21 protein-coding genes are annotated in these 24,940 nt (G+C 70.6%); 13 read left to right on the top strand and 8 right to left on the bottom strand.

All coding sequences use genetic code 11. The annotated features are described in order from the left end of the window. The first annotated feature begins 496 nt into the window (after window positions 1–496). Window positions 497–2,266: an endo-1,4-beta-xylanase gene (locus tag Q7C18_RS09170; RefSeq protein WP_311025117.1), complete on the top strand. Its 1,770-nt coding sequence runs from the start codon at window positions 497–499 to the stop codon at window positions 2,264–2,266. A 96-nt stretch (window positions 2,267–2,362) separates the two neighbouring features. Here the strand turns inward: Q7C18_RS09170 and Q7C18_RS09165 are convergent, their stop codons facing one another. Both Q7C18_RS09165 and Q7C18_RS09160 read right to left on the bottom strand, forming a co-directional pair. Then, a complete protein-coding gene (locus tag Q7C18_RS09165) occupies window positions 2,363–2,725 on the bottom strand; it encodes a sterol carrier family protein (RefSeq protein ID WP_311025116.1) in 363 nt (120 codons plus the stop codon). 20 nt (window positions 2,726–2,745) lie between these two features. Beyond that, window positions 2,746–3,834, bottom strand: coding sequence for an asparaginase (locus Q7C18_RS09160; RefSeq protein WP_311025115.1), 1,089 nt, complete (start codon window positions 3,832–3,834; stop codon window positions 2,746–2,748). Window positions 3,835–3,999: 165 nt separating this feature from the next. Between Q7C18_RS09160 and purD the strand changes: the two genes are divergently transcribed. The 6 genes from purD (at window position 4,000) to Q7C18_RS09130 (ending at window position 12,159) form a co-directional block, all read left to right on the top strand. Further along, the gene (purD, locus tag Q7C18_RS09155; protein ID WP_311025122.1) at window positions 4,000–6,195 is read left to right on the top strand and encodes a phosphoribosylamine--glycine ligase; all 2,196 of its coding nucleotides are present in this window, start codon (window positions 4,000–4,002) and stop codon (window positions 6,193–6,195) included. Between the two features lie 55 nt (window positions 6,196–6,250). Next, window positions 6,251–6,565: a hypothetical protein gene (locus Q7C18_RS09150; protein WP_070160609.1), complete on the top strand. Its 315-nt coding sequence runs from the start codon at window positions 6,251–6,253 to the stop codon at window positions 6,563–6,565. Further along, window positions 6,552–8,120: an amidophosphoribosyltransferase gene (gene purF, locus Q7C18_RS09145; protein ID WP_085437215.1), complete on the top strand. Its 1,569-nt coding sequence runs from the start codon at window positions 6,552–6,554 to the stop codon at window positions 8,118–8,120. Before Q7C18_RS09150 ends, purF begins: the two co-directional genes overlap by 14 nt. Then, on the top strand, window positions 8,117–9,274 hold the full coding sequence (gene purM, locus Q7C18_RS09140; protein ID WP_070160607.1) for a phosphoribosylformylglycinamidine cyclo-ligase: 1,158 nt from the start codon (window positions 8,117–8,119) through the stop codon (window positions 9,272–9,274). The genes purF and purM overlap by 4 nt, the downstream gene beginning before the upstream one ends. Window positions 9,275–9,381: 107 nt before the next feature. After that, on the top strand, window positions 9,382–10,578 hold the full coding sequence (locus tag Q7C18_RS09135; RefSeq protein ID WP_311025114.1) for an ROK family transcriptional regulator: 1,197 nt from the start codon (window positions 9,382–9,384) through the stop codon (window positions 10,576–10,578). A gap of 165 nt (window positions 10,579–10,743) precedes the next feature. Continuing rightward, window positions 10,744–12,159, top strand: coding sequence for a sugar porter family MFS transporter (locus Q7C18_RS09130; RefSeq protein ID WP_311025113.1), 1,416 nt, complete (start codon window positions 10,744–10,746; stop codon window positions 12,157–12,159). Window positions 12,160–12,175: 16 nt separating this feature from the next. Here the strand turns inward: Q7C18_RS09130 and Q7C18_RS09125 are convergent, their stop codons facing one another. Together Q7C18_RS09125 and Q7C18_RS09120 are read right to left on the bottom strand one after the other, a co-directional pair. Continuing rightward, complete coding sequence (locus Q7C18_RS09125; RefSeq protein ID WP_311025112.1) at window positions 12,176–12,685, bottom strand: hypothetical protein; 510 nt, start codon at window positions 12,683–12,685, stop codon at window positions 12,176–12,178. Between the two features lie 72 nt (window positions 12,686–12,757). Continuing rightward, the gene (locus Q7C18_RS09120) at window positions 12,758–13,369 is read right to left on the bottom strand and encodes a LysE family translocator (RefSeq protein ID WP_201791074.1); all 612 of its coding nucleotides are present in this window, start codon (window positions 13,367–13,369) and stop codon (window positions 12,758–12,760) included. A gap of 146 nt (window positions 13,370–13,515) precedes the next feature. Between Q7C18_RS09120 and Q7C18_RS09115 the strand changes: the two genes are divergently transcribed. The 3 genes from Q7C18_RS09115 to Q7C18_RS09105 all read left to right on the top strand — a co-directional run bounded on the left by Q7C18_RS09115 (window position 13,516) and on the right by Q7C18_RS09105 (window position 17,062). Beyond that, window positions 13,516–14,706 carry a peptidoglycan bridge formation glycyltransferase FemA/FemB family protein gene (locus tag Q7C18_RS09115; protein WP_311025111.1) on the top strand — a complete coding sequence of 397 codons (1,191 nt, stop codon included), beginning with the start codon at window positions 13,516–13,518 and terminating at the stop codon, window positions 14,704–14,706. 137 nt (window positions 14,707–14,843) lie between these two features. Beyond that, the gene (locus Q7C18_RS09110) at window positions 14,844–16,382 is read left to right on the top strand and encodes an MFS transporter (protein ID WP_311025110.1); all 1,539 of its coding nucleotides are present in this window, start codon (window positions 14,844–14,846) and stop codon (window positions 16,380–16,382) included. A 53-nt stretch (window positions 16,383–16,435) separates the two neighbouring features. Continuing rightward, window positions 16,436–17,062, top strand: a complete 627-nt coding sequence (locus Q7C18_RS09105; RefSeq protein ID WP_311025109.1) for a TetR/AcrR family transcriptional regulator — start codon at window positions 16,436–16,438, stop codon at window positions 17,060–17,062. Window positions 17,063–17,105: 43 nt separating this feature from the next. Here the strand turns inward: Q7C18_RS09105 and Q7C18_RS09100 are convergent, their stop codons facing one another. Both Q7C18_RS09100 and Q7C18_RS09095 read right to left on the bottom strand, forming a co-directional pair. After that, window positions 17,106–18,080 carry a Sir2 family NAD-dependent protein deacetylase gene (locus Q7C18_RS09100; protein WP_311025108.1) on the bottom strand — a complete coding sequence of 325 codons (975 nt, stop codon included), beginning with the start codon at window positions 18,078–18,080 and terminating at the stop codon, window positions 17,106–17,108. A 97-nt stretch (window positions 18,081–18,177) separates the two neighbouring features. Next, window positions 18,178–18,378, bottom strand: coding sequence for a DUF3073 domain-containing protein (locus Q7C18_RS09095; RefSeq protein WP_070160596.1), 201 nt, complete (start codon window positions 18,376–18,378; stop codon window positions 18,178–18,180). A gap of 361 nt (window positions 18,379–18,739) precedes the next feature. Between Q7C18_RS09095 and Q7C18_RS09090 the strand changes: the two genes are divergently transcribed. Next, window positions 18,740–19,717, top strand: a complete 978-nt coding sequence (locus Q7C18_RS09090; RefSeq protein WP_311025107.1) for a hypothetical protein — start codon at window positions 18,740–18,742, stop codon at window positions 19,715–19,717. A 14-nt stretch (window positions 19,718–19,731) separates the two neighbouring features. Here the strand turns inward: Q7C18_RS09090 and Q7C18_RS09085 are convergent, their stop codons facing one another. After that, window positions 19,732–20,688, bottom strand: a complete 957-nt coding sequence (locus Q7C18_RS09085; RefSeq protein WP_070160593.1) for an NAD(P)H-binding protein — start codon at window positions 20,686–20,688, stop codon at window positions 19,732–19,734. A gap of 145 nt (window positions 20,689–20,833) precedes the next feature. On the opposite strand from Q7C18_RS09085, the gene Q7C18_RS09080 reads away from it, so the two are divergent. Together Q7C18_RS09080 and Q7C18_RS09075 are read left to right on the top strand one after the other, a co-directional pair. Then, window positions 20,834–21,574, top strand: a complete 741-nt coding sequence (locus Q7C18_RS09080) for a TetR/AcrR family transcriptional regulator (RefSeq protein ID WP_070160591.1) — start codon at window positions 20,834–20,836, stop codon at window positions 21,572–21,574. Continuing rightward, window positions 21,571–22,161, top strand: a complete 591-nt coding sequence (locus tag Q7C18_RS09075; RefSeq protein ID WP_070160589.1) for a methylated-DNA--[protein]-cysteine S-methyltransferase — start codon at window positions 21,571–21,573, stop codon at window positions 22,159–22,161. The genes Q7C18_RS09080 and Q7C18_RS09075 overlap by 4 nt, the downstream gene beginning before the upstream one ends. 114 nt (window positions 22,162–22,275) lie before the next feature. On the opposite strand, the gene clpB is transcribed toward Q7C18_RS09075, so the two are convergent. Then, a complete protein-coding gene (gene clpB, locus Q7C18_RS09070) occupies window positions 22,276–24,903 on the bottom strand; it encodes an ATP-dependent chaperone ClpB (protein ID WP_311025106.1) in 2,628 nt (875 codons plus the stop codon). Window positions 24,904–24,940 lie beyond the last annotated feature (37 nt).

Below are 24,940 nucleotides of genomic sequence, written 5' to 3'. Positions count from 1 at the left end.
CCCCCCCCCCCCCCCCCCCCCCCCCCCCCCCCCCCCCCCCCCCCCGGGCGGGGGGGGGGGGGGGGGGGGCCCCCCCCCCCCCCCCCCCCCCCCCCCCCCCCCCCAAACTCCAGACCAACTCACGCGCGCTCGGGCCCCGCGCAGACCAGCTCGGAGAGCACTCTCTCGCTGTCCCGACTCCATTGACACGATTTTGTTTTTCGAGACCCTTGAAATGTGAGCCAGGCCACAGTAGGTTCAACGCAGGGAGATGGAAAGCGTATTCCATTGGACGCGAGGCAGTTCTCCCGGCCTCACCGATACTGACGGAGAGAGTCCCATGTGCATCCCGCGGCATCACAACCATCCACAGGCCGAAGACAGACCACCGCGACGACGGCCCCTCCGACTCCTCGGAGCGGCGGCCCTCGTCGGACTTTTGGCAAGCGCTTCCCTCATCGGTTCGCCGGACCAACCCGCGGAGGCAGCTCCAGAGAGCGACCTGCCACCCACCGGCATGCCCTATGAGAACTACCCCGCCCTGAAGGATCAGTACGAGGACTACTTCCACTTCGGCATCTTCGGGCGCGGAGAGATGGAAGGACTGATCTACAACTACGCCTCCTACACGCCGGGCAATGAGATGAAACCGGAGAGCACTCAGCCGGAGAAGGGCGTCTTCACATTCGAGAACGCTGAGGCAGCCATGGCCCAGCACGCGGAGCACAACCCGGACCTGCTCTTCTCCGGGCACACGCTGGCCTGGCATTCCCAGACGCCGTCGTGGATGTGGGACGCACCCCCGGCCCGCTACGGGCAGCCCGGCGAGTACGACCCCGCTGTGGCGCAGGAGAACCTGGAGACCCACATCGAAGCGGTCCTCGGACACTTCGGGGAAGACCTCCAAGCGATCGACGTGGTCAATGAGGCGATCGAGAGCGCGGATCCTTCCGACTGGCGAGCGTCGTTGACCACCGGCCAGGGCTGGTACCCGGCCCTCGGCGCTGACTGGGTGGAGATGGCGTTCCTCAAAGCCGCCGAGGTGGTGGATGAGAACGGCTGGGACGTCAAACTCACCTATAACGACTTCGGCCTGAACAACCCGAACAAGGCCCGTGTGGTCCATGACATGGTCCGGGAGATCAACGAGACCCACGAAGGTCTGCGACCGGACGGAAAGCAGCTGATCGAGGTCATCGGCATGCAGGGCCACTACGGCTTGGCCACTGACATCGGCGACGTCGAAGACAACATCCGACTCTTCGCCACCCTGCCCGGGGTGGAGATCCACATCACCGAGATGGACGTGGGCGTGCCTCCGGGGGAGTTCGACGAGGTCAAGGAGAACAACCAGGGCGTCCAGTATGCGGAGCTGTTCCGAATCTTCCGGGACTATGCGATCGGCCCGGGGAACACCACCGACAACCCCAAGGTCATCTCAACAGTGAAGCTCGCCGGGGTCCGCGACGTCATGGAAGGCTGGCGAGGCGGCGAGTACGCCATGCCCTATGACGTCGACGGTCACGCGAAGAAGGCTCTGCTGGGCATCCTCTGGCCCGAGGAGTTCCTTGCGGAGCACGAATGGATCGAACCGGACTACGACGACGGGCACGACCCGATCGACGGCGTGCATGTCTACCACGCGGAGCACGGGGATGGATACACCGGAGCGAACATCATCCTCGGGAACGACTCCTCCCAGTGGCCATGGTCGACCGCTGGGGAGGACGGCCAGGTCGCCTTCGATCCCGAGCCCGACGCCACCTACCGCCTCACGGTCAACGTCACACCGGCAGGCACCACATCGGTGAGGATCCGATGGATCCATGATGAGTCCAACGGCGGCTACACCTCCGGCGACGGCGCCGCGGTGAACGATCACCAGTACTCCGCCTCCGAGGTCGCCTCCCATATTCCGGCCTACTTCAACCGCGGCTTGGTGAACATGGGGACGTATGACCTGGTCACCGAGTTCACGATGGACGGCACCGAGCCCGCCGACGGGCTCATCGGCAACATCGCCGTGCGCGGCGGCGGAGGCGGCAGCGCCTACACGATCAACTCGATCACGGTGGAGAAGGTCGACGACGACGGCGATGACGAGCTGCTAGTCAACTGGCCCGAAGGCCTCGACGAGGACGAGACCGGCCAGGACCGCCCGGGCCACGGCCCGCCCAGCGGAGATGATCGCCCCGGCCATGGTCCGCCCGACCACGACGAGCGCCCCGGCCATGGTCCGCCCCACGGTGATGACCGTCCGGGCCAGGGCACGTCGGGCCGGAACTGATCACCAGCCTCGTTGAGAGGGTGCGTCTCCGCCGCACTGAGCCGCCGCAGGGCGTCATTCGGGCGGAGGCGCACCCTCTCCACGTGAGGGGTGGGTTCAGCCGTGCACCAGCGGCAGCACGTCGGTCAGGTCCGCGCGGATGCCGGAGGCGGAGATCCGGCCCTCCGCTCGCGCCTCATCCCAGCTCAGCCGGCCGACGGCCAGCGCAAGCCAGGTGGCGGCGTCGAGCTCGACGACGTTCGGCGGGGTTCCGCGGGTGTGGGTCGGCCCCTCCACGCACTGGGTGACGCCGAAGGGCGGCACCCGGACCTCCACGGAGTTCCCCGGGGCGCGCTCGGCCAGCTCCTCCAGCAGATACCGGACGGCCGTGGCCACGGTGCGCCGATCGGCGTCGCCGGCCTCAGCCCACCGGCGCAGTGCGGCCGTCCCGGCTTCAGCGGTGATGCGTCGTCGTGCCATCGATTTCCCGGACCGCCGCGTCAGAGCCGTTCGAGCACCGTGTGGGACAGTCGGATGCTGCCCACCTGGGCCTCGTCGACGCCGCCGGTGATCGGCCGGATGAGCTTCTTCAGCACCGCGCCGAGCGCGTCGACGTCGATCACGCCGTGGGCGGCCAGCAGGCTCAGCGCCACCAGGTTGTTGGCCCGCTGACTGCCGTCCAGGGTCTTCACCGCCGCCGTCGTGCCGTCCGGGGCACCGACGATCAGCACGCCTTCGGCGCCGAGCTTGGCGAGCAGCCCCAGCTCCTCCATCACCACCGTGTTGGCCTCTCCGCGCCCGTGGACCGCCCAGGGGTAGTCCAGCATCGCCTGGGAGACGGTGAAGGCGTGGACCTCCGCGTCCCGTCGGGAGGTGGCGGAGGCGATCTTGGAGAACCCGCGGGCCAGCCCCGTCAGGGTGAGCGACGGCGCGGGCGCCCCGCACCCGTCGGTGCCCACCACGCCCGGGACCTCCTCGCAGTACTCCTCCAGCACGGTCATCACCGCCTGCTGAATGGGGTGCTTGGGATCCGTGTACGTGGCCAACCGCCACCCCTGGGTGCGGGTGGCCGCCAGGAAACCGGCGTGCTTGCCGGAGCAGTTGAACGCCAGCGGGGTCTTCTCCCGGCCAGCCGTGATGTGGTCGATCAGGTCCTTCTCCCGGGCCGGGTAGGCGGCCGGGCAGCGCAGGTAGGACTCGTCGAGCTTCTCGGCCTCCAGCACCGCCGCGGCCACCTCCTGGTGCCGCCGCGACCCGTTGTGGGACCCACAGGCCAGGGCCACCGCCTCCTGGGAGATCAGGGCACCGGACCGCAGGGAGGCGATCGCCTGGAACGGCTTCAGCGTGGAGCGCGGGAAGATCGGCCGCTGCGGGGCGCCGAGGGACTCCAGCACTGCACCGTCGGGGCCGAGCAGCACCGCCGAGCCGATGTGCCGGGACTCCACGGCCCCGGCCCTGGTCACCCAGGCCAGCTCCGCGGACTCCGCGGCGGAGGCGGTATGCGGCGGCGTCCCCGTGGTCACCGGAGCCGGCGAGGCAGGGGCGGCGTCACGGGCGGTGCGGGTGCTCTGGGGGTGGTCGGCGCTCATGCGGCCCAGTCTAGAGGGCGCTCCGCAGAGATGCCGCGCCTCCGTCGCGCGACGAACTGCCGAGTTGGTCCGCAGTTGCGGGTACTCGAGTCGATCGAGTCGAGTACCCGCAACTGCGGACCAACTCGGCCCTGATGGCAGCCCCATGACGTAGTCTTGACCACCGTGAAGGTACTAGTTGTGGGGCCGGGAGGCCGCGAGCACGCCATTGTCCGAGCACTGCTGCGCGACGACGCCGTCGACACGGTCGAAGCAGCCCCTGGCAACGCCGGGATCGCCCAGGACGTCGCCTGCCATCCGGTGGACGCCTCCGACGGCGAGGCGGTCGCCCAGCTGGTGACCGACCACGGCTATGACCTGGTGGTCGTCGGCCCGGAGGCCCCGCTGGCCGCCGGAGTGGCCGACGCCGTCCGGGAGGCCGGGGTGCCGGTGTTCGGGCCCTCCGGTGCCGCCGCCCAGCTGGAGGCCTCCAAGGCCTTCGCCAAGGAGGTCATGGAGGCCGCCGGGGTGCCCACTGCGGGCGCCGTCCACGCCACCGAGCTGACCGCCGCCGAGGCCGCACTGGACCGCTTCGGCGCTCCCCATGTGGTCAAGGACGACGGCCTGGCCGCCGGCAAGGGCGTGGTGGTCACCGAGGACCGTGAGGCCGCCCTGGCGCACGCGCAGGCCTGCTTCGACGCCGGCGGGTCCGTGGTGATCGAGGAGTTCCTCGACGGCCCCGAGGTCTCGCTGTTCGTCCTGGCCGACGGCGAGCACCTGGTGCCGCTGAGCCCCGCCCAGGACTTCAAGCGCATCTTCGACGGCGACGCCGGCCCCAACACCGGCGGCATGGGCGCCTACACCCCGCTGGACTGGCTGACCGGCTACACCGAGACGCACGACGACGGCGTCACCCGCGACTTCGTGGCCACCGTGATGGACCGGGTCGCCCGCCCCACCGTGGCGGAGATGGCCCGCCGAGGCACCCCCTTCGTGGGCGTGCTGTACTGCGGTCTGGCCGTGACCTCCCGCGGCGTGCGGGTGGTGGAGTTCAACGTCCGCTTCGGCGACCCGGAGACCCAGGCCGTGCTGGAGCGGCTGGCCACTCCCCTGGGCCGGCTGCTGCTGGACTGCGCCACCGGCTCCCTGGGCGCGGACCGCACCTTGGACTGGCGGGACGGCTACGCCGTCGACGTCGTCATGGCCGCCGAGAACTACCCCGACTCTCCCCGCAAGGGCGACGTCATCCAGGGCTTGGATGCCGCGGAGGGCCTCGACGGCGTCGCCGTGCTGCACGCCGGCACCGGCCGGGATGAGGACGGGAACCTGCTGACCGCCGGCGGGCGTGTGCTCGCCGTCGTCGGCACCGGCTCCACGCTCGCCGAGGCGGTGGGCCGCTCCTACGAGGGTGTGTCCCGCATCAGCTGGCGGGGCGCCCAGCACCGCACCGACATCGCTGCGAAGGCGCTGGCCGGGGACATCCGCGTCTCCTCCCAGCTGCCCGGCTGGGTCCATGTGACCTCCGGGAAGGTCCGTGACCTCTACCGACCGGCCCCCGGCTCCGCCTGGGACGGCCAGGACGTGGTGCTGGTGGTCGCCAGCGACCGGATCAGCGCCTACGACCACGTGCTCTCCACTCCGATCCCGGACAAGGGCCGGGTGCTCACCCAGCTGAGTCTGTGGTGGTTCGAGCAGCTGCGCGAGGCAGGGATCGCCACCCACGTGGTCTCCACCGAGGTGCCCGAGGCCGTGGCCGGGCGGGCGATGATCTGCCGGGACCTGGAGATGGTGGAGGCCGAGTGCATCGCCCGCGGGTATCTCACCGGTTCCGGGCTGGCCGAGTACCGCGAGTCGGGCACCGTCACCGGCATCCCCCTGCCGGAGGGGCTCACTGACGGCTCCCGCCTGCCGGAGCCGATCTTCACCCCGTCCTCGAAGGCCGAGCAGGGAGGCCACGACGTCAACATCAGCTTCGCCGAGCTCGCCGCCTCGGTGGGCGAGGACCTGGCCGAGCAGCTCCGTGAGGCCACGCTGCGGATCTACCGACTGGCCGAGCAGACCTGCCGGGAGGCCGGCGTGGTGCTGGCCGACACGAAGCTGGAGTTCGGCCGGGACCGCGCCACCGGCGAGCTGGTGCTCGGTGACGAGGTGCTCACCCCGGACTCCTCCCGGTTCTGGCCGGCCGAGTCCTGGGAGCCGGGGTCCGCTCAGCCGTCCTTCGACAAGCAGTACGTCCGTGACTGGCTGACCTCGTCACGCTCCGGCTGGGACCGCGACTCCGGCGTCGCCCCGCCCGCGCTGCCCGCCGACGTCGTCGCCGCCACCCGGGAGCGCTACCTGGACGCCTATCGGCGCCTCACCGGCGAGGAGCTTCCGCAGTAGCGGCCGGGGACCGGCGCGTTCTTCCGGGCCGCGCGAAGCCAGTAGACTGGAAGCCATGCCCTCCAGCGAACAGCACCGCCAGGTGACGGTCCGCCCCACTCCCCGTCTCGTCCCGTTCCTCGTGGCGGGCGTGGTCGTCGCCCTCGTGGCCGCCGTCGTCCTGGTCCTGATCACCGGACCGGCGGACGACTACTCCACCGCCGGAAGCATCGGCTTCGTGACGTTCGTGCTGTCCCTGCCCGGACTGGCCCTGGCGGCCACTGCGTGGCTGTTCCTGGACCGCCGTTCTCGCCGGCGCACGCGCGAATACCGTGCCGTGCCCGCCACCCCCGCACCCTCCGAGAGGACCGACGAGCATGGCCCGCGCTGACGGTCGCCTGACCTTCAATCTGCTCGACGACGACGCGACCCCGCAGGACGAATGCGGAGTGTTCGGCGTCTGGGCCCCCGGTGAGGAGGTCGCGAAGCTCGCCTACTACGGGCTGTACGCGCTCCAGCACCGCGGCCAGGAGTCGGCCGGCATCGCCGCCTCCGACGGCCAGAGCATCCGCGTCTACAAGGACATCGGCCTGGTCTCCCAGGTCTTCGACGAGTCCACTCTGACCGCCCTCAACGGTCACATCGCGGTGGGCCACTGCCGGTACTCCACCACCGGCGGCGGGCAGTGGTCCAACGCCCAGCCGACCCTCGGCGACACCCCGCACGGCACCGTCGCGCTGGGCCACAACGGCAACCTGACCAACTCGGCGGAGCTCTACGACCGCCTGGTGGAACGCAGCGGCGGGGCGACCCCCTCCTTCGGGGAGCTCGCCCAGGGCAACACCACGGACACCGCCCTGGTGACCGCGCTGCTCAAAGATGAGGAGGGCGCCAGCCTGGAGGAGCAGGCCATGGCGCTGCTGCCCACGTTGAAGGGCGCCTTCTGCCTGGTCTTCATGACGGAGAACACGCTCTACGCGGCGCGCGACGCCCAGGGTGTGCGCCCCCTGGTGCTGGGCCGCCTGGACCGCGGCTGGGTGGTCGCCTCCGAGCAGTCGGCGCTGGCCACCGTGGGCGCCTCGGTGATCCGCGAGATCGAGCCCGGCGAGTTCATCGCCATCGACGCCGACGGGATCCGCTCCCAGCACTTCGCCTCCCCCAAGCCGGCGCGCTGCGTGTTCGAGTACGTCTATCTGGCCCGGCCCGACGCCAACATCAACGGCCGCTCGGTGTACGAGTCCCGCGTGGAGATGGGTCGCCAGCTGGCCCGTGAGGACACCCACGACGCCGACATCGTCATCCCAGTGCCCGAGTCCGGCACTCCGGCCGCAGTCGGGTATGCGGAGGCCTCCGGGCTGCCCTTCGCCCAGGGGTTCATCAAGAACGCCTATGTGGGCCGCACCTTCATCCAGCCCTCGCAGACGCTGCGGCAGCTGGGCATCCGGCTGAAGCTCAACGTGCAGGAGCACGTGGTCCGCGACAAGCGCGTGGTGGTGGTGGACGACTCGATCGTGCGCGGCAACACCCAGCGGGCGATCGTGCGCATGCTCAAGGAGGCCGGGGCCAAGGAGGTCCACGTGAAGATCTCCTCGCCGCCCATCAAGTGGCCCTGCTTCTACGGCATCGACTTCGCCACCCGGGCGGAGCTGATCGCCAACGGGGCCAGCATGGATGAGATCCGGCAGGCCGTGGGGGCCGACTCCCTGGCCTACATCTCGGAGGAGGGCATGATCGCCGCCACCGAGCAGCCGCGCTCCACCCTGTGCACCGCCTGCTTCTCCGGGGAGTACCCGATCGAGCTGCCGCCGGAGAACCGCCGCGGCAAGCTGCTGCTGGAGCAGCCGGAGCTTCCCGGCATGGACCGGTCGGCCCCCTCGGGGTGCGAGCCGGGTCCGGATGCAGAGTTCGACGTCGACGACCAGCCGCTCGCGGAGGCCACTTCATGACCGACCAGCCCGCACCCATCACCTACGCCGCCTCCGGGGTCGACGTCGAGGCGGGAGACCGCGCCGTCGAACTGATGAAGGCCCATATCGAAGCCACGCACACGCCTGCGGTGATGGGCGGGGTCGGCGCGTTCGCGGGCCTCTACGACGCCTCGGCCCTCAAGGCTCTGCCGCGGCCGCTGCTGGCCACCTCCACGGACGGGGTCGGCACCAAGGTGGCGATCGCCCAGGCGATGGACGTCCATGACACGATCGGCTTCGACCTGGTCGGGATGGTGGTGGATGACATCGTGGTCATGGGCGCCGAGCCGCTGTTCATGACCGACTACATCGCCACCGGGAAGGTGGAGCCGACCCGGATCGCCGCCGTGGTGTCCGGGATCGCGAAGGCCTGTGCGGAGGCCGGCACCGCCCTGGTGGGCGGCGAGACAGCCGAGCACCCGGGTCTGCTGGCCGAGGACGAGTACGACGTCGCCGGCGCCGCCACCGGCATGGTGGACGCCTCCGCCGTGCTGGGTCCGGAGCGCGTGCGCGCCGGTGACGTGATCATCGGCATGGGGTCCTCCGGCATCCACTCCAACGGCTATTCGCTGGTCCGCCGGGTGGTGTCCGCGGCCGGGTGGGGCTACGAGCGCGAGGTCCCCGAGTTCGGCCGCACCCTGGGCGAGGAGCTGCTGGAACCCACCCGCCTGTACACCACGCCCTGCCTGGACCTGGTGAAGGCCCTCAACGGCGACCCGGCGCAGGGCGAGCTGCCCGCAGACCTGCCGGTGCGCGGGTTCAGCCACGTGACCGGCGGCGGCCTGGCCGCGAATCTGGCCCGCGTGCTGCCGGCCGGCCTGCTGGCCACCGTGGACCGCTCCACCTGGTCCTGGCCGGCGGTGTTCTCGCTGGTCGCCGAGCTCGGCCGGGTCCCGCAGGCGGACCTGGAGCGGACTCTGAACCTGGGGGTCGGGATGGTGGCCGTGGTGGCCCCGGAGCAGGCCGACGCCGCCGTGGCCCAGCTGACCGCCGCCGGTCAGACCGCCTGGGTGATGGGCGAGGTCTCCGCGTACTCGCCCGAGGATGTGGCCGGTGCCGGCGAGGACTTCGTCCAGGGTGCCAAGGGTGTCGACGGCGGCGGCGTGCTGCTCACCGGCGCCTACGCCGACTGAGCCGTCCTCCCCGCCGCATATCGCCGCTGCCGCCCTCCGATGAGGCCGGCAGCGGCCTGACGGCCCCCCGGGTACAATGCCGTCATCCCTCACTGCCGAGGAGCGTGATGACCCAGGGACCCGTCTCTCAGCCTGCCGGAGCGCCGGGCTCGCAGCGCGCACTGGCCGCGGCGAACCGTCGCCGCGTGGAGGCCGCACTGCGGGACCACGTCGGCACCACTCAGGCGGAGATCGCCCGCCGGACCGGGCTCGCGCCCGCGACCGTCTCCAACATCGTCCGCCGTCTCCGTGAGGACGGACGGGTGGAGACCGTGCCGGGCGGCACCAGGCATCGGCCCCGTATCCGCCTCACCCCGGGCGAAGGCACCGTGGTGGGTCTGGACGTCGGACACCGGCACATCTCCGTGGCGCTGGCAGACTCTTCCGGCGAACCGTTGGGGCTGTGCCGCAGCGTTCTGCCGGCCGGCACGTCCGCGCCCCGTGCCCTGGAGATCGCCGAGCGTCTGCTCGGACAGATCCTGGCGGACCAGCGCCGGGGGCTGAGCGCGGTGCAGCGGGTGGGCATGGGGCTTCCGGCCCCGGTCGGCCGCCCTGGAGGCCGCATGCACTCTCGTGCCATCCTGCCCGGCTGGGCGGGCCTGGATCCCGCCGAGCAGGCCGCGGAGACATTCGGGGCGCCGGTGTCGGTGGACAACGACGCCAATCTCGCCGCCCTGGCGGAGCATCGCTGGGGTGCGGGACGGGGCGCGGAGACGATGGCCTACGTGAAGCTCTCCGACGGCGTCGGCAGCGGGCTCATCATCGACGGGCGTCTCTTCCGGGGACCCGGCGGCACGGCCGGGGAGCTGGGGCACACCACGATCGAGGACCACGGGACGGTGTGCCGCTGCGGCAACCGGGGCTGCCTGGAGACGGTGGCCTCCGCTCGCGCCATCCTGGAGCTGCTGGAGCCCCGGCTGGGCCCGGGGATCTCCATCGCTCAGGTGGTCTCGGCGGCCTCCGACGGCGACCATGCCTGCCTGCGGGTGCTGCATGACACCGGGCACCATGCGGGCAGGGCGCTGGCCAACCTGTGCAACCTGTTCAATCCCGAGGCCATCATCGTCGGCGGCGAGCTCGCCCAGGCGGGGGACCTCCTCCTCGCGCCGATGCATGAGGCGATCCGCCGCCACGCCGTGCCGCCCGCCACCGACCAACTGACGGTGCGCCTCTCGCGGCTGCGTGAGCGCGCCGGCGTCCTGGGGGCGGTGGCCCTGGCCCTCGACGAACAGCTCCGCTCCACCGGCAAGTCGTTCACTGGATGAACGTTCAGCAAGACTAGAGCGCGCTTCTTGTTCATCACATAGACAGCAGGCGAACGGGCTCCCTAGAGTGATCCGCACCACTCACACCGGCCTGCCGTCCCGATGAGCGACACGTGACGCGACTCACCAGATCCTCCCCGGGACGGATCACCACAGGAGGACCCCATGACAGAGACCCGCTCCGCACCCGAGAGCTTCCATACCGGCCAAGCGCTGCTGCTGGCCTCGGTCGCCGCCCTCGGAGGATTCCTCTTCGGCTTCGACACCGCCGTCATCAACGGCACCGTCTCCGCCGTCCGCGACGGCTTCGAGCTCAGCCCCGCACTCACGGGCTTCGTCGTCTCCTCGGCCCTGCTGGGCTGCGTGGTCGGCGCCTTCACCGCCGGCAAGCTGGCCGACCGGATCGGCCGCGTCCGGGTCATGCTCATCGCGGCCTCGCTGTTCCTCATCAGCGCGGTCGGCTGCACCTTCGCCGTGGGCGCCACCGACCTGATCGTCTGGCGGGTCATCGGTGGTCTCGGCGTCGGCACGGCCTCGGTGATCGCTCCGGCCTACATCGCAGAGATCTCTCCGGCACAGATCCGCGGCCGCCTCGGCTCCATGCAGCAGATGGCCATCGTGGTCGGCATCTTCGTCGCCCTGCTCTCCAACGCCTGGCTGGCCGGCCTCTCCGGAGGCGCGGCGGAGCCCCTGTGGTTCGGCCTGGAGACCTGGCGATGGATGTTCTTCGCGGAGGTCGTCCCCGCCCTGGCCTACGGCGCCTTCGCCCTGATGATCCCCGAGTCCCCGCGATTCCTGGTGAAGAAGGGCTCCCCGGCCCAGGCCCGCGAGGTGCTCAGCCGCGTGCTCCAGACGGGCGTGGACCAGCGCATCGAGGAGATCCGCCGCAGCCTGGGCACCGAGACGCGGACCCGGCTGAAGCATCTGCGCGGCCCGGCCCTGGGCCTGCTGCCGATCGTCTGGGTCGGGATCCTGCTCTCCACGTTCCAGCAGTTCGTGGGCATCAACGTGATCTTCTACTACTCCTCCACCCTGTGGCAGTCGGTGGGCTTCACCGAGGCCGACGCGCTGGCGCAGACCGTGATCACCGGCGTGACCAACATCGTGGTCACCATCATCGCGATCGCCCTGGTGGACAAGATCGGCCGCCGTCGACTGCTCATGATCGGGTCCACCGGTATGACCGTCACCCTCGGTCTGCTGGCGTGGATCTTCGCCACAGCCCCGGTGGTGGAGACCGCCGACGGCAGCGTCACCCCGCAGCTGACCGACACCGGCGGCGTCATCGCCCTGTTGGCCGCCAACGGCTTTGTGGTCTTCTTCGGCATGTCCTGGGGTCCGGCGGTCTGGGTGCTGCTGGGCGAGATGTTCAACAACCGCATCCGGGCTACCGCCCTCGGCATCGCTGCCGCTGCCCAGTGGCTGGCCAACTTCGCCATCTCCACGACCTTCCCGATGATGGCGGACCTGAGCCTGGGTGTGGCCTACGGTTTCTACACCATCTGCGCGGCGATCTCGCTGTTCTTCGTGTTCCGCTTCGTCCCGGAGACGAAGGGCAAGCAGCTCGAAGACATGCAGTGATCCACACGCTGACGGTTCACGCGGGCCGCCCACCCTCCCCCGCACCGGGTGGGTGGGCGGCCCGTTCCGGCGCCTGCTGAGCCTGAGCCGCGTCCCGCAGCCGCTGGCGACGGCGGCCGTGGGTCTCCTCCCAGCGGGCGGCCTCCTCGCGCCGCGCCTGATCGAGGCGCGCGTAGACGCCGTGGTCGATGTTGCCGCGGTAGGTGACATAGGTGCCCAGGGCCAGGACATAGAAGAGGATTCCGCTGATCATCACCACGGTGGCCCACACCCCGGTGTCCACCCCGGAGGCGACGTTGTAGAGCTGCGAGGCCAGCTGCAGGGAGCCACCCACGACCCCGGCCGCGACCTGGAGCTTCGCCCGCCCGGGCGTGCCGGCGGCGGGGCCGACCGTCCAGCGGCGCCAGCCGGTCAGGCCGAGCCGCCGGGCGTCGTCGTCACTGAGCCGGTGCCGCACCTCATCCGGGCCCAGGTACGAGCCGTCCGTCGGAGGATACGGGGCGGAGGTGTGGTTCTGCGCTGACATGCGACCCTTCTGCGCGACGGCGATGCTGTCCCGCGTCAGGGTACCGGCGGACGACACTCCTCGCCAGAGCCCTCAGCCCGTCATGGACGCCACCGTCTCCACGGCGGCCGGGATCAGGGAGACCACCAGCAGGCCGGCCATGATCAGGTTGAAGGCCCGCAGGTGCGCGGGCTTGGAGATGAGCCTGCCCGCTCCGACGCCGAGCAGCGCCCAGCTCACCGTGCACGGGGTCCCGAACAGCAGGAAGACGGTGGCGATCACCAGCACCTCGACGGTGAAGGACTCCCAGAATCCGGTGTAGGCGGCGATCGCGCCCACCACCATGGTCCACGCCTTCGGGTTCACGAACTGGAAGAGCGCCATCTGCACGAACGACGGCGGACGGGCCCCGTCCTGGGCCGAGAGGTCCGTGGGGCCGGAGGCGATCTTCCACGCCAGGTACAGCAGGTAGGCGATGCCGATCGGGCGCAGCACGTCCAGGACCACCGGCTGCTGCTCCAGGATCTGACCCAGCCCCAGCCCGACGAGCACGATCATCACCGGGAAACCGATGTTCACCCCGGCGATCGTCGGCACCGTGCGGCGCAGCCCGTAGGTCGCGCCCGAGGCCATGGCGATCGTGTTGTTCGGGCCAGGCGTGCCGGCGGTCGCCAGCGCGAAGAAGATCAGCGAGAGGATGGTCACGGGCGACAGCGTAGCGTGGGTGACAGGGCCGGCGGCGGGACGCCCGGCGGAGCCCGCACTCTGAGACTCGCCGCCCGAGCCGCGATCCCCCGCACCGCCTGTCGGCGTCCCCGGGAGCGGCAGGCCCGGCCGGTATCATCGGGACCGTGAGCACCCCACCCCAGCCCTCCCGGCAGACGACGAGCCCGCGCCGGCTCTCGGTGACGCCGATCAGCACCGCCGACCACGCCACCTTCCTGCGTCGGCACCCGACGTCGTCGTTCCTGCAGAACCCCCGCTGGCCGCAGGTCAAGACCGACTGGCGGGGCGAATCGCTGGGAGCCTTCGACGGCGACCGGCTCGTGGCCGCGACCCTGGTCCTCCACCGCCGGCTGCCCGTCCCTGCGGCCGTTCCGGTGCTGGGCCGCAAGAGTCTGGCCTACCTGGCCGAGGGGCCGGTCTTCGACCCCGACGAGGTGGAGCTCCGTGCGCTGCTGCCCGCCTTGACGGACCACCTGAAGCGCCAGGGGGCCTTCCTGATCCGCATGGGCCTGCCCGGGGTCACCCGCCGCTGGGCGGCTCAGGACGTCCGCCGCGCGCTGGCCTCCGGGGAGCACCGCAGCATCACCGAGCTGGAGCCCTTGACGGTCCACGACGGCGCCGACGCGGTCCGTGCCGAGCTGGAGCGCCTCGGCTGGCAGGCCCCTTCCGCTTCGGAGGAGTTCGAGGCCGGTCAGCCGCAGTTCCAGGCCCGCATCCCGCTGACCGACGACGACGGCGCCGCCCTCGACGTCGACGCGGTCCTGGCCCGCATGGACCAGACCTCGCGGCGGCAGACCCGCAAGTCCACCCGCTCGGAGCTGACCATCAGCACCGGCGGGGAGGAGGACCTGCCCGCCTGGCAGGCGCTCTACGAGGAGACCGCGGAGCGTGACGACTTCACCGGCCGCCCGTTGAGCTACTTCCAGCGGATGTTCCGCGAGCTCAACGCCGCCGAGGACACCGAGTGCACGCTGTACTTCGCCCACCACGAGGAGACGCTGCTGGCGGCGGCCATCTATGTGCGGCAGGGGCAGTTCGCCTGGTACGTCTACGGGGCCTCCTCCTCCGAGGAGCGCAAGCGCTACGCACCCCGGGCGCTGCAGCTGCGGCAGATCGAGGACGCGCTGGCCGCCGGCTGCCGGTGGTACGACCTCGGCGGGCTCAGCCCGTCCCTGGACCCGGAGTATCCGCTGGCCGGACTCACCCGGTTCAAGACCACCATGGGGGCGGATGTGGTGCAGACCTACGGCGAGTGGGACTTCCCCGTGGACCGACTGCTGACGAAGGCGTTCACCCTGTACATGTCCCGCCGCTGACCCGGGGCGCCGCTGAGCGGACGCCCTGGTCAGCCGCGCCCCGCTCAGCCGTGGGCCCGCACCACACGTCACGCCCACCGGTGATCTCGGTCCCAGAACCCTCCACACTTCACCATACGTCCGGTACAGTTTCTGGCATGACGACCGCCTCCCTCCCTGTCGTGGGCACCGGCCCCGGCCAGCAGCTCTCCCGCTGGCAGCGCTGGAGCGTGCTCGTCATCGTCTCCTCCGCGCTGCTGCTGATCACCCTGGACAACACCGTCCTCTACACGGCGCTGCCCCGGCTCACCGAGGATCTCCAGGCCTCCACCTCGCAGTCGTTGTGGATCATCAACGCCTATCCGCTGGTCATCGCCGGGCTGCTGCCCGGATCCGGGTCCCTGGGCGACCGCCTCGGCCACAAACGGCTCTTCCAGTACGGGCTGGTGATCTTCGGGCTCGCCTCGCTCGCGGCCGCCTTCTCCCCCACTGCGGAGACGCTCATCGCCGCCCGGGCGCTCCTCGCCGTCGGGGCCGCCGCCATGATGCCCGCCACCCTGGCGCTCATCCGGATCAGCTTCCCCATGGAGCGCGAGAGGAACGTCGCCATCGCCGTGTGGGCGTCGGTCTCGCTGGTCGGCATGGCCATCGGCCCCATCGTGGGCGGACTGCTGCTGGAGCATTTCTGGTGGGGCTCGGTGTTCCTGATCAACGTACCCATCGCCGTCGCGGGACTGCTGGCCATCATCCTGATCGGCCCGCCCAACCGCCGGAATCCCAGCAAGCACTGGGACGGGGTCTCCTCGGCCCAGGTGATGGTCGGCCTCACGGCCTCCGTGCTGGCCATCAAGTCCCTGGCGGAGAACCACATCAACTGGCCGCTCGTCATCGGCTCCGCCGTCATCGCCGCCGCGTCCCTGACCGTCTTCGGCCGGCGGCAGACCCGGCTCCGGGAGCCGCTGATCGACTTCACGATCTTCCGGAACAAGGCCTTCACCGGAGGCATGGTGGCGGCCGGGACCAGCGTCTTCGCCATCATGGGCGCTCAGCTGGCCAGCACGCAGCGCTTCCAGCTCGTGGAGGGCTACACCCCGCTGGAGGCGGGCCTGCTGGTCTCCGTGATCGCCGTCGGCTCCCTGCCGCTGGCCCTGATCGGCGGTGCGGTCCTGCAGCGCACCGGTCTGCTGCTGCTCATCGGGGGTGGACTGAGCACAGCGGCGGTGGGCGCCGGCGTCGCCGTCGTCGGGGCCGCGCAGCACCTGCTGCCGGTGCTGGTGCTGGGGCTGCTGATCATGGGCGCCGGGCTCGGCGCCTCCATCTCCGTGGCCTCCACGGCGATCATGGGCAACGTCCCGCCGCGCCGGGCCGGGATGGCGGCCTCCATCGAGGAGGTCTCCTACGAGTTCGGCGGCCTGGTGGCCGTGGCGACGATGGGCAGCCTGCTGAACTTCGCCTACTTCCGGTTCCTGGTGCTGCCGACCGGTGCCGGCGAGTTCGCCGACGCCAGCCCGACGGCGGCGCTGACCAGCGGCCGGTCCGACGTCGTCCTCGCGGCCGCCGACGCCATGGACGGGGCCTTCGTGGCGGTGCTGGTCGCCGTCGCCGTGGTGCTGGTGGCAGGCGCCGCGACCACGCTGTCCCTGCTGCGCCGCTACACCCCCGGCACCGCATCGCAGGCGTATCCGGGCAACCACTGAGGGCCCGGCACTCCTGAGCGCCCCGCGCTCCACGACGGTTAGGCTTGACCATCATGCGACAGTCCAAACGCACCGAGATCCTGCAGGCCGCCACGCGCATCGTCCAGCGCGACGGCGTCACGGCCCTGACCTACGAATCGGTGGCCTCCGAAGCCGGACTCACCAAGGGCGGGCTGCTCTACCATTTCCCGTCCCGGGAGGACATGCTGCTGGCGCTGCATGAGCACGTCTCCGGGCAGTGGGAGGCCTGCATGGAGTCCGAAGCCGGCGGCCCCTATGAGGAGCTGACGCCGGGGCAGCGCCTGGACGCCTATATCCGTGCCTCGCAGAACCCGGACCGGGCCGAGCTGCTGCTGATGCTGGAGTCCGCCGGTGATCCGGCCGCCCAGGCCGCCTGGGACCGGGTCCACGACCGCTGGTCCCCTCCGGCCCCGAGCGGGGCTCCGGCCCCGACGAGTGGCGACAGCGCAGGAGACAGCGCAGGAGACAGCGCAGGAGACAGCGGCTCCTCCCGGGACGCCGAGCCGGACCCTGCCCTGCTGCCGTTCCTGGCGCGACTGGCCGCCGACGGGCTGTGGTTCTACGAGGCGCTGACCCCGGGCCATTTCACCGAAGCGCAGCGGGCCACGATCGTGGAGGCGATCGTCAAGCTCGGCGCGGGTGGACACTCGCAGGGCTGAGGCGACGTCTCCTCCCCGCTGAGGTTCAGCCAAGCAATGAGATTCAGGCGAGGGCGGCGTCGAGGTCCTGCAACGCCGGGGCGATGCGCGTGCGCCAGCGCCAGTCCGCCTTCGCGTCCGCACGGGAGGGGCCCCCGTTGATGACCCCGATCGGACGGCCGGCCCGCCGCATGTGCAGGGCGATCCGGAAGCCGCTCATCACGGCCATCGAGGACCCCACCACGAGCAGTCCGGTGGAGGCGTCGATGAGCTCGTCGACGGCGGCCTTGCGCTCCGGCGGGACGCTTTCGCCGAAGTAGACCACGTCGGGCTTCAGACGCGTCGAGCCGCAGACCAGGCAGGCCACCATGTGGAACCGCTGGACCCAGGAGTCGTCCAGGCTGACGTCGCCGTCGGGATTGACGTTCTCGGCGGCGTGGATCGCCTCCTCGGCATAGCCCGGGTTGGCCTCCTCGAGCCGCGAGTCCAGGTGACGCCTGTCTTCCCGGTTGCCGCAGGCCAGGCACATCACGGTGTCCAGGTCCCCGTGCAGCGGGATCAGGGGGCTGACGATGCCGGCCTCGCGGTTCGCCTGGGCGTGCAGACCGTCCACGTTCTGCGTCACCAGGCCGGTGAGCAGCCCCCGGCGCTGCCAGGCGGCAAGGATGCGGTGGGCCATGTTCGGAGCAGCCTGGTCCATGTGACGCCAGCCCACATAGCTGCGGGCCCAGTACCGGTGACGAGCGCCGGCGTCGTGCTGGAACTCCTGGTACGTCATGGGCCGGTGCCGGTGCAGCGAGCCCTGCGGGCCTCGATAGTCAGGGATGCCGGAATCGGTGGAGACGCCGGCACCGGTGACCACCAGGATGCCACGGGATCCCATCAGCTCCAGGATGCCGGCGCGGGCCTCCTCGGCAGGCTGCGGAGGGGCGGTGTCCTCCACCACTCGGGCGATGGAGCGCAGAGCGGCCCGATGCGCATTGGCCACAGGTGTGGTGAAGGCCGGGGAATCGGTGTAGAGGGTGCCGTGTCCAGGCACAGCAGAATCCGACCCGGCGGTCATCGCCGGGTCGGATTCGTGACTGCTGATCTGTGCCGACCTGCTGAGCGGAGCGGTGCTGCGCTGCTCCACGGACTCAGCGGCCGTAGCGGTCTGAGAGGTCGTCGTAGCCGTACGACTCGTCCTCCGACTCGTATGAGGTCAGGTCATCCGCCGAGCTGTCCCCACGCGACTGAGCCAGCTCTCGCTCGAGAGCTGACAGGTCAGTGTTCGGGGTGAAGTACTTGATCTCCCGAGCCTGCTTCGTTGCTTTCGCCTTCTGACGGCCGCGCCCCATGAGCGAGACCCCCTCTGTCTTCTCTGGTCCTCGCGATGCCGGGCAGGGTCCACCGCGGGAGTATCTCTGCGATCAACTGGTTCGTGCTTCCTAGGTTAACATGATTGGGAACGGCGCGTCGCACGTCCGCGCAGGGCGAAGCCCTCCACTCTGGCCCGTCCTGCAGTGTGTCGCGCGCCGGGAAGGTCCAGTTCACGGGGGTCCCCACCTGCTCACAGGCTGTTCTTCCGAGTGCCGTCACCACCTGACGGCGCCCTGGATGACGGCCGGATGGGACGGACATCACCCCGGCGGCGTGCCGCGGGGCTCCGCCGGAGGCCCCCGCCGAACCCGCCACGACGCGCACAGGAGCACCGCCGCAGTGGAAGACAGCACCGAGGACGGCACCACCGACCCGACATCCCGCACCGACGGCCAGGACGGGACGTCCTCGCCGCAGACGCGCCGGGCCCGCCGCGAGGCTCGCCAGCGCGCCGCCCGAGGGAAGGGGGCTCGTGACGCCCGCACTTCCGGGGAGGGTCAGACACCCGCGCAGAAGATGCCCGCCGACGAGCCGGCCACAGACGGGCCGGCCGCTGACACCCCGACCGGCACGCCCGAGGAGGCGGAGCCTGCGGGGCTCGAGGAGTTCGACGTCCGCGAGACCGCTCACCGCGACCCACACCGACCGAACATGCTCCCCTTCGTCTTCATCGGCGGGCTGGTCGTGCTCGTCACGCTGGCTCTGCTGTGGTGGTTCCTGATCCGCGAGGAGCCCACAGAGCTGCCTGAGACGGTCGCGGAGCGCGAGGACGATCCCGGCATCGATGGGGTGATCCTCCGCGACGCCGCCCCGGACCAGTGGTTGGCCGGCGACTGCCTGACCGGCTTCCAGCCGCATGACGAATCCGCCCCTGCCACGATCATCGAATGCGACCACAGCTATGACGTGCAGGTGATCCACTGGGAGGACCTTGAGGTGGGCGAGTACCCGGGTGATGAGGAGATCTCGGAGCGGGCCCACCGCGCCTGCGAGGAGAACGGCCAGCTGGACCAGGACGCCGTGGACTCCGTGGACTTCGCACTGGAGGTCCGCATCTCCCACCCGACCGAGTCCACCTGGCGTCGCGAAAGCGACCGGCGGGTGAACTGCCTGCTGCAGCCCGCCGGCGGCACCACCATGACGGGGAACTTCGTGGTGGACCCGGAGGAGCACTCCTCCGCCGCCGACGATGAGGACGCCGAGCCCGGCTCCGGAGATGACGCCGGAGATGACGCCGAGGGCGAGGAAGACACCGAGGACACGGAGGACACCGAAGACGAGACGGACGACGCTGACAGCACTGACGCCGACGCCTGAGGCGGCGGCCAGCCTCAGACAAGTGCCCCTTCCACGCTCTGCCTCACCATCTGTTCGACGCTGCGCCTCCAGGGCGTTCCAGGCAGTGCACCGGCGAACTCTCCGCTCGGGACCAGGACGCAGCGACGCCACCAGATGGGCTGAAGCCGGGCGAGTTCCAGCGCCGTCCGACTGACCAGCCCTGCGGCACGCAACACACCATGAGGCAGCACCCACGGCGCCGCAGCAGGACGCCCGGCGACACCAGCCGCACGCTCGCCGACGTCGCGCAGGGTCGGCGCCTGCGACGGCGCGATCAGCAGCCGATGCCCACCGGCTCCTGCCACTCCCACGAGCAGTTCCTCGACGTGCTCCGCACTGTGGATCATCGCCGCACTGAGATCGGCGATGTCGGTGAGGGCATGCGGCACATCGGGGTCTGCCGGAATGATGGGGCGCCGGCCCGCCGCCACGCGGTCCGTGATCATCATGCGGACCACGCTCGTCGCGGGCGCAGCATCAGGACCGACGAGGTCTCCCGCCAGCACGCTGAGCGCGGGAGCGGGATGGGCCGACCGCGCCTCCATCAGCCGCTGACGAACCCGCCCCTTGTCCTCTGCAGGCGCGAACTCGGCGTCGTCTCTGAGCTCCTCCGCCCGGGCCGCGAAGGCGTACGTCGACTCGGGAAAGATCACCACGCTGCCCTGCTCGGCAGCGACGTCGAGCACTACCTGCTCCAAGCCGGGCAGGACATCTGCCCATAGCCGGGAGTCATACCCGGTGTGGAAGCAGGCAAAGATCGCCTCAGCCCCCGCTGCGGCGCCGGCGACGTCGTCCCGGCGTCCGGCATCGCCGATCACATGCCTCGCCGCTTCCGGCACCGAAGCTCCCGCAGAGCGCGTCACCACTGTCGTCTCCACTCCCTGACGCAGCAGATCGGCGACGATCCGCGCCCCGATCTGCCCATAGCCGATGACCGTTGCTGTGCGCATGGCCAGCCTCCTGTCGATGTCCCGCACCACGAATGAGAGCACTGCTCTCCGATGACGAGTCGACCCTATTCCCCATAGCCCCCGAAAGCAAGAGCACTGCTCTCATATGTGACTGGTGATCTCCGCGTCCTGCTAGCCTCGTGCCATGACGTCCGACGCCGGCATGACGCCCCGCCAGAAGAACAGGCAGGCCACGGAGGCCGCCGTGCTGGAGATCGCCAACCGCCACCTCGACGCCGACGGCGCCCAGAGCCTGTCGCTCCGAGCGGTGGCACGAGACCTCGGCGTGGTCTCCAGTGCCGTCTACCGCTACGTGCGGAGTCGGGACGAGCTGCTGACGCTCCTGATCACCGACGCCTACGATCGCCTGGCGGACACGGTCGACGCCGCTGTGGCACGTGACGACTCCTTGGAATCGGTCGCCTTCGCGATGTTGGACTGGTCCCGGCGCCATCCCCGACGGTGGGAACTCATCCATGGGTCCCCCGTGGCGGACTACCGGGCACCACGGGACACTGTCATCCCCGGGACACGCGTCGCCATCCAGGTGGCTCGGCTGGTCGCAGCTCTTGACGACGCCACCGACGATCCCCGACTCTCCTCCGAGTCGGCGGCACGGGACCCGGCGGCGCTCTGGCTCGCCAGGGACCTGGACGAGCTCGGCCTGGCCATACCCCCTCATTCAGCGTTGCGGGCCGTCTCCGTCTGGGCGAGCCTTCTCGGCATGGTGAACATGCTGCGCTTCGGTCAGCTCGGACCCGAGAGCGCCACCTGGGAAGACCATCTGATGCGCACACATGTCCTGCGCCTGATCTGCGGCACCGGCACGCCGGCGCCTGAGACCCTGGAATCACCCCATGTTCCACCACGCCAGGAGACCCGATGACCACCGACCCTTCCACGCCGCTGCCGGAGCTGCGCTGGTCCTCCGCATCGCTGGGCGAGCTCGGCTCCGCCGTCGTCGTCCACTCCCCCGAGGATGACACCATCCGCGCCGCGAGCCTGGCCCATCCGGTGGGCGGGGAGCCGGAGGTGGCAGCGATCGGCCGCGCTCTGGAGCAGATGATGGACCGCCTGGAGGCCACCGCCCCGGAGACCGCGGACCGAGAGATGAACCCGCTGCCCACGGACCGGGGCGCCGTCGCCGAAGCCGTGGCGGCCTACGGCGACGGCGACCATGCCGCCTTCGACGGACTCGCCGTCGTCCAGCCGGGCTCGGAGTACCGACAGCAGGTGTGGTCGGCGCTGCGCGAGGTGCCCGCCGGTGAGACAGTCTCCTACGCGGAGCTGGCACAGATGGCGGGACGCCCGCTGGCCCATCGGGCTGCGGCGAGCGCGTGTGCGAACAACCTGGTGGCGTTCGCGATCCCCTGCCACCGGGTGATCCTGGCGGACGGCTCCATCGGCGGATACGGCTTCGGCGGGGTGAGCACCAAGCGTCGACTGCTGGCCCGCGAGGGCATCCACCTCTGAGCAGCCCCCAGCAGCATCGAGTGGCCACGAATCGCGGTGCTTTCACCCGTGTCGCGGCGCGTCACTGGGCAGATGCCGGGATTCGCGGCCACTCGATGGAGGGGTGACGCGGCCTCAGCCCGTCACTGCCGCATCCTTCTTCGCCACGGTGAGCCCGTGCACGGAATCCTCCTCCAGGGAGAGCTCCTGCCGGTCCACCAGGACGGTGTCGCCGTCCTCCACCGCACCGGAGAGCAGCGCCTTGGCCAGCTGGTCACCGATCTCCCGCTGCACCAGCCGACGCAGGGGTCGCGCCCCGTAGGCGGGGTCGTAGCCGGTGAAGGCCAGCCACTCGCGGGCCGGGTCGGTGACCTCCAGGACCAGACGGCGGGAGGCCATCCGCTCCTGCAGGGACCCGATCTGCAGGTCCACGATGCTGCTGAGCTGCTCCATGGACAGCGGGTCGAACATCACGATGTCGTCCAGGCGGTTCAGGAACTCCGGTTTGAAGGACCGGTTGACCACCTCCATGACGGCCTTGCGCTGGGCGTCGGCCCCCAGCGACTGGTCCACCAGGAACTGGGAACCCAAGTTGGAGGTCAGGATCAGCACCACGTTGCGGAAGTCCACGGTGCGACCCTGCCCGTCGGTGAGGCGGCCGTCGTCGAGGACCTGGAGCAGGATGTCGAAGACCTCATGGTGGGCCTTCTCCACCTCGTCCAGCAGCACCACCGAGTAGGGGCGCCGCCGCACCGCCTCGGTGAGCTGACCGCCCTCGTCGAAGCCGACGTACCCGGGAGGCGCACCCACCAGCCGGGCCACAGAATGCTTCTCCGAGTACTCGGACATGTCGATGCGCACCATGGAGCGCTCGTCGTCGAAGAGGAACTCGGCCAGCGCCTTGGCCAGCTCGGTCTTGCCCACCCCGGTGGGACCCAGGAACAGGAAGGAACCGGTGGGCCGGTCCGGGTCGGAGACCCCGGTGCGGGCCCGACGGACGGCGTCGGCCACGCTGGCGACCGCCTTGTGCTGACCGATGAGCCGGGAGCCGATGAGCTCCTCCATGTGGAGCAGCTTCTCGGTCTCGCCCTGCATCAGACGGCCCGCGGGGATCCCGGTCCAGGCGGAGATGACCTCGGCGATGCCGTCGGCGTCGACCTCCTCGGAGACCATGCGGGCACCCCGGCCCTCCCCGGGCGAGCTCTCCTGGGCCTCGGCGTCGGCCAGGCGCTGCTCCAGCTGGGGGATCTCCCCGTAGAGCAGACGGGAGGCCTCGGCGAGGTCCCCCTCGCGCTGGGCGCGCTCGGCCTGGCTGCGCAGGTCGTCGAGCTGGACGCGCAGCTCACCGGCCCGGTTGAGCTCAGACTTCTCGGCCTCCCAGCGGGCAGTGAGCTCGGCGAGCTCCTCCTTCTTGTCCGCGAGGTCGTCCCGCAGCGCCTGCAGGCGCTCGGCGGAGCCGGCGTCGGTCTCCTCGGCCAGGGCCATCTCCTCCATGGTCAGACGGTCCACCACCCGGCGCAGCTCATCGATCTCCACCGGCGCGGAATCGATCTCCATGCGGAGCCGGGAGGCGGCCTCGTCGATGAGGTCGATGGCCTTGTCCGGCAGCTGACGTCCGCTGATGTACCGGTCGGACAGCGAGGCGGCGGCCACCAGGGCGTTGTCGGCGATGGCCACCTTGTGGTGGGCCTCGTAGCGTTCCTTCACGCCACGGAGGATGCCGATGGTGTCCTCCACGGAGGGCTCGCCCACGTAGACCTGCTGGAAGCGGCGCTCCAGGGCGGCGTCGGACTCCACGTTCTCCCGGTACTCGTCCAGGGTGGTCGCACCGATGAGCCGCAGCTCGCCGCGGGCCAGCATGGGCTTGAGCATGTTGCCCGCGTCCATGGAACCTTCGGAGGCGCCGGCGCCGACCACGGTGTGGAGCTCGTCGAGGAAGGTGATGATCCCGCCCTCGGCCGCCTTGATCTCCTCCAGGACGGCCTTGAGCCGCTCCTCGAACTCGCCGCGGTACTTCGCGCCGGCGATCATCGCCCCGAGGTCCAGGGAGATCAGCGTCTTGTCCCGCAGGGACTCGGGGACGTCGCCGGCCACGATGCGCTGCGCCAGCCCCTCGACGACGGCGGTCTTGCCGACGCCGGGCTCACCGATGAGCACGGGGTTGTTCTTGGTGCGCCGGGAGAGCACCTGGACCACGCGGCGGATCTCGGAGTCGCGCCCGATGACGGGATCCAGCTTGCCGGAGCGGGCGACCTCGGTGAGGTCGGTGCCGAACTTCTCCAGCGACTGGAAGGTGTTCTCCGGATCCGGGGTGGTGACCTTGCGGTCGCCGCGCAGTCCCGGCAGCTCGGCCTTCAGCGCCTCCGGGCCGGCCTGCGCCTCGGACAGGGCGCGGCCGGCGGGTCCGGCGTCAGCGGCCACACCGAGCAGCAGGTGCTCGGTGGAGACGTAGTCGTCGCCCAGCTGCTCGGCCTCTGCCTGCGCGGCCCTGATGACGGACAGTCCGGCCTGGGAGAACTGCGGGGCCGCGACGGCGTCGCCGCTGGTGGCCGGCAGCTGTCGGATGGCCGCGGAGGCCCGCGTGGAGACGGCGTCGGGGTCCGCCCCGGCGGCCTTGAGCAGGGCGACGGCCACGGACTCCCGCTGGTCCATCAGCGCCTTGAGGATGTGGGCCGGTTCGATCTGCGGGTTCCCAGCGGTGCTGGCGTTCATCGCGGCGGCCGACACGGCCTCCTGCGACTTCGTGGTGAGCTTGACGTCCATGGGGTGAAGGCTCCTTTCTCAGCGCCTCGGCGGGCCC

Origin of the sequence: Nesterenkonia sp. CL21 (assembly GCF_031705515.1) — a bacterium.
In the GTDB taxonomy this organism is placed as follows: Bacteria; Actinomycetota; Actinomycetes; order Actinomycetales; family Micrococcaceae; genus Nesterenkonia; species Nesterenkonia aethiopica.
The sequence above is the reverse complement of the archived record's forward strand: the minus strand, read 5'-3'. Positions and strand labels throughout refer to the sequence as shown.